General features: G+C 44.5%; 8 protein-coding genes. All 8 read right to left on the bottom strand.

The window, feature by feature from the left end; genetic code table 11:
- Positions 1-5,874, bottom strand: a complete 5,874-nt coding sequence (locus TCA2_RS18545) for a hypothetical protein (RefSeq protein WP_047913100.1) — start codon at positions 5,872-5,874, stop codon at positions 1-3.
- Positions 5,875-5,878: 4 nt separating this feature from the next.
- Positions 5,879-6,025 (bottom strand): hypothetical protein, encoded by a 147-nt coding sequence (locus TCA2_RS27280; protein ID WP_193746084.1) that lies wholly within the window; start codon positions 6,023-6,025, stop codon positions 5,879-5,881.
- Entirely contained in the window at positions 6,018-6,791 is a 774-nt protein-coding gene (locus tag TCA2_RS18540; protein WP_052512188.1) for a hypothetical protein, read from the bottom strand. The genes TCA2_RS27280 and TCA2_RS18540 overlap by 8 nt, the downstream gene beginning before the upstream one ends.
- A 43-nt stretch (positions 6,792-6,834) precedes the next feature.
- On the bottom strand, positions 6,835-7,296 hold the full coding sequence (locus tag TCA2_RS18535; protein ID WP_047913099.1) for a hypothetical protein: 462 nt from the start codon (positions 7,294-7,296) through the stop codon (positions 6,835-6,837).
- 57 nt (positions 7,297-7,353) lie between these two features.
- Positions 7,354-8,121 (bottom strand): hypothetical protein, encoded by a 768-nt coding sequence (locus TCA2_RS18530; protein ID WP_052512186.1) that lies wholly within the window; start codon positions 8,119-8,121, stop codon positions 7,354-7,356.
- A complete protein-coding gene (locus TCA2_RS18525) occupies positions 8,121-8,606 on the bottom strand; it encodes a hypothetical protein (protein WP_047913098.1) in 486 nt (161 codons plus the stop codon). The genes TCA2_RS18530 and TCA2_RS18525 overlap by 1 nt, the downstream gene beginning before the upstream one ends.
- A gap of 64 nt (positions 8,607-8,670) precedes the next feature.
- Positions 8,671-9,237, bottom strand: coding sequence for a hypothetical protein (locus tag TCA2_RS18520; protein WP_047913097.1), 567 nt, complete (start codon positions 9,235-9,237; stop codon positions 8,671-8,673).
- A 242-nt stretch (positions 9,238-9,479) separates the two neighbouring features.
- A complete protein-coding gene (locus TCA2_RS18515) occupies positions 9,480-12,251 on the bottom strand; it encodes a hypothetical protein (protein WP_047913096.1) in 2,772 nt (923 codons plus the stop codon).

Here is a 12,251-nt window from a genome sequence, read left to right as displayed (position 1 = left end):
TTACATCAGAGAATCCATATTCTCTTTGAAATAGTTATTGATCTCATGACTTCGATCCTCTTCGTATCTGAAGTTCACGTTGGTTTCATTTCCTCCGCTAGGAGCTATACGAATATCTACATCGGTAAGGCCTTGCCCCTCTAATACAGCACGGATGTTATTCTGCATTTCTTGATAGCCTGAAAATTGAGGTCCATTCAGATAGACATCATTGCCTTCAGGTGAAATATCAGGCAGATAGCTGGATGAGACAACATCATCTGTCCAGAAGTTAAAGTCACTCATATCAAGGCCGGCTTCTTGAACTGCCTTCACCTTCATATCTTCAAGGTCAACCTTTGGATTCCATCCGATCCATCCGGGGTCTGGCAGGACGAACTTGGAGAATACCTCTTCTAAAGGAGCTGGTCCTTCATTTTCGATCCCCCATAATGCTTTATAGATACGCCTTTGGTTCTCCGGAATAACCTCTAGGATACGTTGACGATCCCTTTCAGGAGCTTCAACAAAATCATCGAAGAACCATTTATCCTTGTACGGGAGTGCGCTAGCCAGCTTCATTCGGTCGCTATATGGATCAGCGCCGTAAACCGTGCGTTCATACATGTCTTTGTAATGCATGGCCATAAGCACTTCTTGCGGCAGCTGTATTTCATTGAATCCTTGACCCATTAGCTCGATCTCTTTATTGATGGCCTTGCGCTGATCTTCCCATCCTTCAGGTTGATCAATGAACAGTCTGATCTTCTGGTCTTCCAGCTCGCGCTTCCGCTGCCTATTTATTTCCTGCCGGGCTTCTTCATCCCCAAGGATGGTATCGACATCATAGCCAGCTTCAGCAGCATCAATCTTCGCTTGCTCATATAGACCGCGAAACTTCATGTATTTCAGAACATCGAAGTATTCGTTGATGTCATTCTCTATCCTTCTTCGCTCAGGAATCCACGCTTCGCCTGTCTCTTTCTCGTAATGCTGTCTATACAGGTTGCCGATCCCGGCTCCTAAAGCACCGACAATACCACTGCGCAGAATATTCTTTTTACCAGCTCCGAAGATATTTAGGAACCCACCTACAAGTGCACCGGCAACGGCCCCACGCATCATCGATTCATCCAAATCATGACGAATGATGGACTGGAAACCAGGGATGAGATAATCATCAATCAAGAAGTTTTCCCATGTTGCCCAATCCTTACCGTACACCTGATCTCTCTCGTATTCCTCAAGTGCTGTACGCACTTGCAGGAACTTCGTATTTAGTGGTGACTCATAGTGAGCAATCCGCTCCCACTTTGCGCCTTTGCTAATCTCAGAGTCTGAGAATCTTGAGAATACACCTGCAGCAGAGAAATCGGCAAGATTCTCTTTCATTAACCCGCGAGCAAGGATATCTCGGTTGATATTTCCGATGTCCTTGTTATAAACAACAACGCGTGCTGTCTTATACGTATCATTCGAAATCTGTTTACTTTCATCACCATTAAGACCGATTGTGACTTGATCGCCAACATTAACATACGACCGAAGAACGCCTTCCGCCTTCCCTCTTAAATCGACACCAGCCAGCCTGAAAACTTGATCGCCAAATTCTTCTGTCACAAAACTGTAGTCATCCAAGAATTTGCGTACCGTAGCCTGTTGATATTCAAGCTCAGCGCCTTCAAACCGATAAGGAGTAAATTCATACTTCTGCTTCCTCTGAGACACCTGCCGCTTGATATCAGCCGCTTGTTTTCTAAGTTCAGTATCTGTATTCGTTTCTACGACATAATCACGCCAGAATTTATATTCGTCACTCCATGGCGCTACGTCAGCTAGTATCTTGAATTTATCGAAAGCACCATAAGCACCTGTCTCATCTGGATGAAGCTGATTAAGCTTTTCATAGGTCTCTCCCGGCAGTCGGTATTCTCCATTCTCTATTTTCTGATAGGGATCACCGCTTTGAAAATCAATGAAATAATCTGAGCCAGGTAGCCAATCTGGCATCGTGTTGCGGATCGGATTAAATTTATCCAGTTGTCCATCATCGCGCCGTATGAACCGCCGCCCAATCTCAGAGAGTTGACCACCGAGGGAACCTGCATTCAGCGATTGGAAAGCATTTGATAGATTGTAAGCTGCATCGGCTTTTTCAATAACTGTCTTACCTTCATAAGGATTATATCCGAAGAGCTCATCCTGAAGAATCCATTTGTATACCCCTAGAGGCTCTGACCAGTTTTCCCACGCTTCCTGCATAAGCCATCCAGCTTGTGTTGGATCTTGAAGGTCTTCTAGTTTACGATTCTCAAGCTCTTGTTTGTAGGCGAATCCATCATCAAACATTGCACGAGGCTTCGTCTTAATCAGGGTTTCATCGTCCGTCTTCTCAGCAATATTGAATAGCTCTTCAATGGTGTAATCTTTATTGGCCACATTTGCTGGCACGTAGATGGCTTGTCCTGTATTGATCTCTTGAGCAACATAAGCTCCTGTTTGATTTCCCTCTGCATCCTTCTGATGAATTTGGATATAGCGCGGTGCAGAAGTATCAGTGTCCCTTGTATATTGGTTAGCTCCATAGTCCTCAGAGTCTGCATACACGATATTCTCCGTTCGACCGCCTGGAGAAAACCGTGTCACGATTGGCGAGTTAGGACGATTACCGAACTCCGCTGTCTGTTCCTGCATTAAGATAGGGTCGCCCCAGTATTCGGGATGCATCTTCTCTGTCGGCTTAATAAGCTGACCAATCGTAGCATTTCCGATATCTCCGAAGAAAGGTGTATTCGGGTTGAATAGTGATCCGGTAATCAGGTAAGGTCGATCATAGAAATGTTTTCTTTCCCAATAGTACGGATCCTTCAACCCAAAGGCGTAAGCCAATCCCCCTAAAGGATTTCGGAAAGTCGGCAATATATTTGTCTCAGACCATTGTTCTTCATTAGTCAGGTTTGTATCACTATCTTCTGCGTCCGACAAAGCTAGTCGGTAGCTATTAGGACGGTGTTCAGTAACACGATCGCCTCTATAAGCCGACTTGGAGCCAAACAACCACCATCTACTCTTGCGTACTTCATCTTCGCCATACTGCAGGTATTCTTCATACTCTTCAGCAGAGTATGCTTCCCTTTCATCAATTGGAGTTCCGCCATATCCAAGAGCAGCTGCAGCAATATAGCCTGGACCTACAGGGCCAATGCCCGGAAGATAAATGCTAGGCATAGCGGCAAAGTGATCAATCCCAGGCGTGAGCATCCTTGCTCTTTTCTCTTCCTCTGTCTTTCCGCTCTGATCATCAGCCCAAGCTTCAATGAGGTTCGTTCTAGCTTTATAGTTTTCCCACCGGTCAGATACACTCTGTCCTGTGGACTGCTCCACTTCCCAATCTAAATACTGAGCGTATTGTGTGCCAAGATAGATCGGCAGGAATCTCTTAAGCATTAGAGAGGACATCATCTTCAGTGGACTTGTCATAGAATCATCTGAGAATCCAAGCCCGAGATCACCTAGTGCGTCCTGCAAACGGTAAATCGGATAATTGGCCCCGAAGATCGACAGGTTTGTGAAGTCCTCCATGTTTCTTCGACCAGTCCGAAGTCCCATCTGCTTTGCTTTATCCCCGAAGTCCGTGAAGAACTCAAGAAATCTTCCAGAGGCAGTCGTTGATTCAAATGCCTTATTCACCGCAATATATTCATCGTTTATGCGGTTGATCGGTCTTGTTCCAGAGAACTTTTGGAATAGAGGATTTGTTACATGGAGATTAGCTTTCACATTATCCTGGAATTTCAAAGCTTCTGGTGTCTTGCCAGTCATCAGATTATTAATATCCTGAATTGCCCCTGAAGGATTCGAGTTGATTCCAATCTCTGATTTCTTGTATTGTGCATGACTGAATAGGAACTGTGTATCCTGCCACTCTTGTTTTGTCAGTTTACCTGCATCAAAGAGATCGTCCGTATACTGTCTGAAATCAAAAGGGCTCATCGTGTTCATTTGCTTCCGGTGAATAAGCTGATTAATCAGATCGATACTAAGCTGCTGATGAATACGATCGAACCCTGTTTGAATATTTGTGTATTCTCCAAGCCAAGAAGAGTCTCCTACAGGTCTTTTAGAATGTAGGAAAGCATCCGGATCACGCTCATACTTTTGCCAGAGTGATTTTAACTCGCCACTTGCCATTCGCTTTCCATCGCCTTCGCCCATGAAACGGAATACTTTCATGAAGTCATCTTGCGTACTGAAGGTAATGTCATTCGCCTGAACAAACTCTCTCAAGCTGGCTGGCATATCATCAATCATATTGTTAAGGGATCGGGCGGACAGCCCTTTGCTGTACTTCTCAAAATAAGCCCTAACAGCATAAGAGCTCTCTTGATCGATGCCGCCTTGCAGGGCTTTATTAATGACATTGCGTTCCCAGTCTGGATTAAAGAATTTATTTACTCTTCCTAGCGCTCCATGAATGGCAGCATCTTTATCCTGTCTTCCTAAATCAAAGATGCCCGCAAAGAAGTTCCTCTGACCACCCTCTTCGGTCATCATGCCGGACACTTGCCGTGTTACTTTTCCGATCGTTCCGAATCTTGATGAGGTAAGAAACATATCGCGCTGCTTATTCAGTACTTCCATACCTGCATCTGTGTTGACTGCATTTTCGTCAAAGAGACGAACAAACTTACCGTTGACATAGATTAGTGGTTCATGGGCTCTCTCCTTGACGTCTAAGCCACGCTGAGCGTTAAGCCCTGGCTGAACTACATCTCGATTAAAGATACGGAAGCTGGCAATCTCACGAGCCTCTTGTATATTGATGCTATCCCGCATGTGCATGAGCCCGCCCGGCAATGTTTTGGCAGCCCATTCTTTAACACCTCTGCGCATATCATCATATGTTTTGTAATCGGTCCAATCGATGATCTTTCCGTTTCTCTCTCTAATGTATACATTCTCGTCAAATACAGATTGGCCAAACTTTTTGTTGTACTGCATGATCTCTTCCATATGAGCAACAAGCTTAGGGTCTACCTGCATGACCCCTTTCTTATTCATGGCTAGAATGTCTTCTACAGTAGCTTGCCTATGACCATTCAGTACCCCTTTGTATCGAGCTTCTTTTCGGGTTAGGCTATCCATTTGCTCGGCAGTAAACTTACGCATCTTGGTCTGAATGCCTTCGATCCATGCGCGGGCTTCCTCTGAATCAGCTCGATAATTCTTATTCCGATAGGCATCTTGGATACGAGCAAATTGATCAATCGCATCCCGATCAGTAACACCGTGTTTGCGTAGGTGGGATGCCACCTGCTCTGACGGGAGTGATCTCAGAAATCCAGGGTCTCCACTTTCCATTGCACTTTGAATGGACTTAGCATGCTTAGGCATGCGGGCTTCCACTTCTTTAAGAACGTCCCGGTACCGTAATCCTTCTTGGATATGGAACGGTACTTGCTCCGTAATCATCTGCTCCCTCTGACGGATGTAACGCTGCATATCGTATTCTTCTGCACCGCCGCGCCGACTAAACTCTCTCATCTGCTCAGTCTGACGCTTCACCAATTCACTTCTTCGTTCATTGAATCTCCGGATTGATCCGGGCAAATCCCTTGTCATAGTTCTTGAAGGGCGCTGCTCTTGCATGATTTCTCTGGCTGCCTGATAGGAACCTTTAACTTGGGTATCAAAAAAGCGTGTGATTTGTCGGGTAGCTCCGGTACGATGCATCAAAGCTCTTGCTGCAATAACGCCCCCTACTGCGATACCTGCCTTTGCGAAGAAAGATATTTCATCATCCTCTTCATTTGATTGCAAAAAGCGCGTCATCGGACGGCTATCATTATCTAAATAGGGAGCGAACTTATTCTCATCGTATTGTTCTCGTTCCAAGCTATCACCTCATTTCATATACGTATTTCTCATACCATCTTTCAAGATAGAGCCCCCAGCAGGTCTGAATCATCCACTGCCCGTCCCCATATTTCTTATTCACTCTGGGATCGTAGTAAACTTGATTCACTATTTCCCATACTTTAAACATCGAACTCACCTCTAAGGTCGTCCTGAGCTTTAAATAAAGCTAGTTCCGGAAAAGATTGATTGGCCATATTTTTACTAAGGTCAACTTTCTGGCTTGAGACTTGAGACATCATAGCTTCTAGCTCTTGCTGTGTCAGTTCCTTTCGGCTCACATCGCCTTTTTGTCTAGGCTCTGGCGGTTTCTCTGGATTCGCTAAAGGGGATGCCTCCGCTCTTTGTTGTGGAGACATAGCCATAGGCATTGGAGCAGGAGCTGCTTGTTCCTGTTGTATAGTCATTAATTCTTCTTGAGAATAGACTTGTAAAGGCACTCCTCGTAGATTTTGCAGTATCCATTCAGCTCGAGCCAAGTAATACATCGTTTTCGGCACCGGCCAGCTGGCTATTTCTTCTAACGTATATTTAGGAAACGCCTCTTGAATCACACAATCAACTTGAAAGCTGTAATCCGTCATATCTTCCCGATGATAGTTTAGCAGCTGTTCTGCTTGATCTGTATTGCCTAGCATCGAACTGTCTAAGATATATGAGCAAAGGGAAGTCGCATATCCATCTGTTGTACGGAAGTTAAAGCCTTCAGGATAGATCGTTGCAATCTCACAAAAGATTTCCTCAGCTTCGCTAGGGGATACATCTCCCATTGCCATGACAAAGTTGTACTCATTCCGTCCAAGCATTCGATACACGAATTTTTTCTCATTAATGGTGCATGCAAATATATCCCCGTACTGTTCTTTCCATAGATCAATCTCTTTTTGTGTATACATATTTATCACCTGATAAAAAATGAAGCAGAGCGAATGGCCCTGCTTACAATTGGATTGGCGCCGACTGGGCGACGAATGCACTTTTTGACATAATCATTTCGGACAATACACTTGGTCTTCCTGCGGAATCCGACCTAACTTCTTCGAGCGTCATTTTAGGATACAGAAGACAAGTGCTAGTCATATGATCTTCACGATCCATGGTGTTCAGAGCTTTATCTTCAATAATATTTCGATACTCTGGACGAGTTAAAATTCGCCAGATATATACCCCATCTGGGAAAGGAGTAAAGTAAATTGTCTTATGCTTTTTCTTCCATTCTTCAACGGTTCTCCGAGTTGGTCCTCCTTCAAAAACCGGACTATTCAACTCTTCTTCTGTATATCCTTGCTGCACTGCTTCTTTCGTTTCTTCTTCAGCTTTTACACCTGTATCTTGATCTACAGGGAGATTTTCTTTTTCCTTTGTATCCTCATCCATATCAAAAAGCGTTGGCTCTTCCATCTGCAATCCCTCTCTTGAATCATATTGTAACGCATTACATTTTTATTATACTTGCTTTTACCTTACATATAAAGGACCATTTATATCTCTGGCGATGAAATTGTAAACTTCTGTGATGGGCTGCCCTTCAAAGGCAGTGCCGATGCCGACTTTGGACAAGCCATTAAGCTGCACTCCGTTCACTGTCTCAACTGTCACATTTGCAGGAGTCCTAAAACTTCCTGCAGTTGTAAAGAACTGTGTCCCTGGATTTAGGGACTCACTGACTGCACCATAGTTAATCTTGATATCAAAGCCGTATGGATCAGCAGGGAAAAACGTCGTATAGGGATTAGTCAACATAGACTCATCCTCAGATGTGCCCCATAAAGCCGCTTCATACTCCTCAGCGATCTGTTCAAAGCTCTCCTTGCCATACATCGTTAGAATCTCATCCAGCTTATACTTCTTGAAATCCTCTTTCTTAATAACACCTTCCTGTTGTGCCTGACTGACCGCATAATTAATTGCTGTTGCATTCTTCAGCACTTCTTTCAGATATCCTACGCCTTTGAAGTTGATGCTGAACTGTCCTTGAACCATTCTCTGTCCGCGGGCAACCGTATCCATCGTATAGGAATGATATCCGTAAACAGGTAGCACCTGCTCACTCAGCGCAAACTGAATAGATGTCGCTTCGTCCACCCAAATATCTCCGAAGAATAAGTTGACGTCTGCTCCTGAAAAATAATCTTCATTAAAGATCTGATACTCTACTCGATTGTCGGGGCGTTTATAAATATTCCCTTGAGGGGATGGTTTTCTCCTTGAACTATAAATGGCCATTATTTAATCACCCTTCTCATTGGATCAATATCGAGAGCATAAAACTCATAGACGGATTCGGTTAGCAAGCTGTTAATACTTAAAGACATGCCTTCTGTATAAGTTGTAACACCATAAATCGTCAGTGCACTTTTTGCTCCAAACTCATTTGCCATTGAAATGGTGATATCGAACATAGGCATCTCATCCATAAGCATGTTGTATCCTAGCTTTTTCACTTCTTCCATTGCTTGAAGAACAATGCTTTCATCGAACATCGTAAAACTCATCACGCCAGTGATCGTGCGCATCCCCCTAGTGAATCCTTTCATACTGCTTCTTCCTAGTGCTCGAACCGGAAACTTCTCTCTGAATATAGAATATGAAATAGTGGATAGTTCACCGAATACTTGCGGCCCTTTTCCGGGCATATTAATAGTGGCTACAATATCTGAACCGGAGTAACTGGTGAACGTATGCATATAGCCGTTGTTCGCTCTTTTCATGGTGGCACCTCTTTCCTATAAGTATGTAAAAAAGGGCAGCCCTTTTGGAGCTGCCCTTTGTCCATTAGAGTACCGTTCTGAACAAATCGCCTACAGTGGAAATCATACCGTCAGAGCCTTCATTGCGAAGGTTGTCTTTCGGACGAACACCTTTCAGCTTGCGGGCCACGAACGTATACGCCTTAGCAGTAATAACATCATCTACAGAGAATCCAGAACCTTCATTCAAGACCTGAATACCGTAGATTTCCATACCCATGCGCTGTCCGTACTCATTGGCACCAGTGATTGTGATATTGAATGGCATCAATTGGTCAGCGTATTCTGGAACATAGAAGCCAGTCAGGTTAGAATCATCGAATGTGTTGGCTCCTGTCTTCGCATAACCAAGACGAGTCATTTCATCATCCCATGCACTAATGCCATAACCGCGTTCTGTGTTTTTCAGACCGAAGATCAAGTCATCATCCATGTTTGCTTTGTATTGCTGGAAGGTTTGCATTGCCGGTGCGCCGGAATACGTTTTTTCCATTTCGCTAAGCAGAGCATCACGGTCGAACTGAGTAAATACCAACGATCCGCTGATTCCGCGCTTACCACGGGAGAACGAGCGGGCATCTGGCGACCCCATCGTGTAGATCGGTGCGACCTCACGAGTAACGGAGTAAGTAATCGCCTGGAGTTCACCAATGAGTCGTCCATTGAATGTTGCGACGATTATCTGAACCAGCGAAGGAGCTAAACGAGCGTGTGTAGTTCTCCATGCTAGTGCCTGCGTTAATAGCCATTAAATTTCACTCCTTTATATTAGTCCTGGGGTAATTAAACCCCAGGAGTTTGGTTTGGTGTGTTGTACTATACCAAACCAGATGATTATGAAGCTTTCAAAACTACAGAAGCATTGAAGTTTCTCAGTTCGAACTGCGGAACAAGATCTAGCGTAATAAACGCATTGCCAAGGACTTGATCGGCAGCGCTGGAGAAGATAACGAAGTTAAAGCGTTGAAGAACTCCATTTTCTTTCAGTGCATCGAGCCCTGCTTGAATCTCAGCAGACAATGCATTTCGCTGAGCCAGACCATTTGGTAATCCGATATATGGTTCAGCCTTTCTGCGAACCAGCTGTACCGACAGGTGAGTGATTCGGATGGTAGAAAGACGACCATAGTCAGAGTTTGGACGAGCAGCTGTTACCCCGTCTTTTACTGAAACCGCGCGATTCGTACCTGTAGTCGAGAAAGCTTTCGTATCGAACGTTACATAACGTCCGCCAATCAGTTGGTTATGCTGTCCTTCGGAAAGGCGATAGCGAAGACCGTATACAGAAGGCAATTGCTTATTAGTCGTTGCAACTTCAGCATTCAGTGTAGTGATCAAGGAACCGTACACAATAGCACCCGGCGCAACATAGTTGCCAACTTGGTCGCTTGTAAGCCCTACTTCTGGACCAAACACAACACTCACATATCGACCAACATCAATGGTCTCACCCTTCTCGTTGAGCACATATTCATGCGTAGCTTCGTTAAACATGCTGTGCATGTTCACATAGTCCAAACGGATACCCGCATTTTCATATGTCTTCTTCCGCTCATCTGTGATCAGAGTCTCTACACCAGTAGAGATGTCTACATATTCCTGTACAGCCAGAAGAGTAGATTCGAGAGCAGGGGCCATACTAATAACACCGATGGTTTCATAAGTCTTCGCAGTAACAACCGCACAGTGCTGCGCCAGCTGTGTTGCAAAGTTCTTCTCAGGTGCCAGTGGATCGATAATGCTGTTTGCATAAGCATCTACCAGTACGATAACGTCAACAGCATAGTTTTCCAGTCGGTTGTAAATACCTTGGCTTGTCAGCTTGATATTTCCGAAACCGTCTGACTCATAAGTGCCGCCGAGCTTTTCATAAAGTTTAGCCATATCTGCTGGCTTCGTAGGATCAAAGAGCCCGTTTTGTCCGAGCCATGGGAAACGATCTGGAGAATCAATGGCTTGAGTTGGGTCTTCTTTAATTACGCCTGGGCTTTCTTCACCGAGGTACGTTGGAGCTGTTTCAAGCAATCCTTGAACTCTTACGCTACCAAACTCATTCGGGCAGAAGAGTCGAACAACGTTATTGTTTGGATCAGTGTTGACATATTGAACCAGTTGGCGAAGCGTGCGTACTGCTGTCAGCGCCTTTGTTTTATATCTCAACGCGTTATCCTGAGAGGTAAGCTTTTTCTCAGTCGGCTTGTGGAAGATAATGACCTTCTCTACGCCAGCTGGATCTTCTGGGTCAACTTGAACTTCAACTCGAACACCTCGAAGAGTCGTTGGATCGTATGGATCCGTCAGGCTTCCGTAAACTTCTCCATCGTATTTGCCGTAAACGAACAACTTAGGATCGCTTGCTGTATTGCTGGATGTCTTGTATCCTGCATACAATTGAACGCCTACTGGAACAGCGCCTGCAAAGATGGTCACTTGCTTATCGGAGATATCCAAACCGTATCCTGCTGGATCAACAACAACCTTGTTTTGACCTTCCATATAGAAGATAGAGAACTGATCACTCATTGGAGTGTAGTTCAGGTTGTAAGGAGTATCCTGTCCAGGAACAGTTGCAGTCACTTCTGTTTTATTCGCAAAGGAAGAGTACCAAGCATACTCAACAGTAACAGTTACGTTGCCTGTGATATCTGGATATACTCCTTTCGCTACTTCAGCATCATAAGCTGCTGTGAAGAAGATACCGCCATCTTTGTAATCACTAGCGGATACCGGATCGGTAAGTGGATTTGCCGTGTTAAATCCTTTACCTACACGGTAGATCAATTCTCCTGTAGGAGTCGTGGAAGAAATCGTTGCAACCACGCCAGTAGTATTGTCTTTTACAACAACAACTGGAACGTGTCCACTTTCAAGCTTGTCTGACCAGTTTCTGCGGGAAGAGTAGAAATAGTGGTTTTCCTGTACATCACGATTCAATGTGTAATCTGGATCAGTGTAATCAGGCACTCCACCTTCGTCCGCTTTAGGAACCATAGTGTATACATAATTCTCGTAATCAAATGACATCTTAACTGTATTACCAGGACGCATTTTATCAGCATAGAAGTATGCTATTTCTTGGCCAGCGATAGAAGTATCGACATTGCGAATTGCATTTGCAATTACTTTAGACACGCCAGTATCTTTATCAATCTCAGACACTGTGACCTCACCAACAAAACGTCCATTTTCAGGGATCTTCAGATTAGCAGAGAATGCAGTATTTCCTTTTGCATAATCAAGGAACTGCTCTGTAGCGCGGGCAAGGTCTTTCGCATTCAAAACTGTTTGAGCGGATTTACCGTCTACACGAATCAAGCGAATGTCATCGTTACCAGCTAGAATAGATTCGTACATGCCTCGAACCAGAGAGGAACCATTCGGTTCTTTTGTAGTGCGATCAAGCATGCCACCAAATAGCTTGTCCACTTCTTTGATGCCGAGTTCACGGACAGATACTGGCTCGCCAGTTGGACCATCCACTGCACTGCCGATAATCAGTTTGGACTGAGTAGTTGCAGTTTGCTGAGAGCTGCCGGTAAACAATTGACCGTCTTCATAGGTTACTTTAACACCAGGCAGATTTTCGTACTTTTCAGTAGTTGCCAT

The sequence above is a fragment of the Paenibacillus sp. TCA20 genome (assembly GCF_000732325.1).
GTDB lineage: Bacteria > Bacillota > Bacilli > Paenibacillales > Paenibacillaceae > Paenibacillus > Paenibacillus urinalis.
The sequence above is the reverse complement of the archived record's forward strand: the minus strand, read 5'-3'. Positions and strand labels throughout refer to the sequence as shown.

Bases quoted from the DNA above. Each gene is read 5' to 3' on its own strand.
- TCA2_RS18540 (WP_052512188.1), bottom strand. From the start codon at position 6,791: ATGTATACACAAAAAGAGATTGATCTATGGAAAGAACAGTACGGGGAT.
- TCA2_RS18515 (WP_047913096.1), bottom strand. From the start codon at position 12,251: ATGGCAACTACTGAAAAGTACGAAAATCTGCCTGGTGTTAAAGTAACC.
- TCA2_RS18525 (WP_047913098.1), bottom strand. From the start codon at position 8,606: ATGAAAAGAGCGAACAACGGCTATATGCATACGTTCACCAGTTACTCC.
- TCA2_RS18535 (WP_047913099.1), bottom strand. From the start codon at position 7,296: ATGGAAGAGCCAACGCTTTTTGATATGGATGAGGATACAAAGGAAAAA.
- TCA2_RS18520 (WP_047913097.1), bottom strand. From the start codon at position 9,237: ATGGGGTCGCCAGATGCCCGCTCGTTCTCCCGTGGTAAGCGCGGAATC.
- TCA2_RS27280 (WP_193746084.1), bottom strand. From the start codon at position 6,025: ATGTTTAAAGTATGGGAAATAGTGAATCAAGTTTACTACGATCCCAGA.
- TCA2_RS18530 (WP_052512186.1), bottom strand. From the start codon at position 8,121: ATGGCCATTTATAGTTCAAGGAGAAAACCATCCCCTCAAGGGAATATT.